The following is a 738-nucleotide window of genomic DNA, read 5'->3' as shown; positions in this document are numbered from 1 at the left end:
CCGGGCTGGTCGATGGTCATCGCCACAGCGGCCCTGTTCCTGATCGCCGAGCCGATCTTCGGGCAGGTGATCGAACCGCTGCTTTACGGCCACTCCACCGGGCTCTCGCCGTTTGCGGTGATCGTCTCGACCCTGTTCTGGCGTTTCTTATGGGGGCCCATCGGCCTGATCCTGGCGACACCGTTCACCGTCTGCCTCGTCGTGCTCGGCCGCCACGTCGACAGCCTTGAGTTCCTCGACAGCCTGCTCGGCGACCGGCCGCCGCTGACCACGGTCGGCATCGTGCTGGTCGTCGTGGTGTTCCTGCTCCTGCAGCGCGAGGACCTGCGCAACCGCATGATCCGCCTGTTCGGATCGAGCGACCTGCATCGCACGACCGTCGCCATGGACGACGCCGCCGGTCGCCTCGGCACCTACTTCCTCGCCCAGCTCGGCATGAACGCCGCGTTCGGCGTCATCGTTGGTGTCGGCCTTTGGTTCATCGGCGTGCCCAACCCCCTCCTATGGGGGGTGTTCTCGGCGCTGATGCGCTTCGTGCCCTACATCGGCGCCTTCATCTCAGGCATCCTGCCGGTGGCCCTCGCCGCCGCCGTCGATCCGGGCTGGTCGATGGTCATCGCCACAGCGGCCCTGTTCCTGATCGCCGAGCCGATCTTCGGGCAGGTGATCGAACCGCTGCTTTACGGCCACTCCACCGGGCTCTCGCCGTTTGCGGTGATCGTCTCGACCCTGTTCTGG

Annotated in this window: 1 pseudogene; it reads left to right on the top strand. The window is 66.7% G+C overall.

Features of this window, described 5'->3' with window-relative positions:
* Positions 1-21 precede the first annotated feature (21 nt).
* Positions 22-738: pseudogene (locus MKK60_RS16930) on the top strand (AI-2E family transporter); the annotation flags it as partial.

This window comes from Methylobacterium sp. J-092 (assembly GCF_022829325.1).
In the GTDB taxonomy this organism is placed as follows: Bacteria; Pseudomonadota; Alphaproteobacteria; order Rhizobiales; family Beijerinckiaceae; genus Methylobacterium.
The sequence above is the reverse complement of the archived record's forward strand: the minus strand, read 5'-3'. Positions and strand labels throughout refer to the sequence as shown.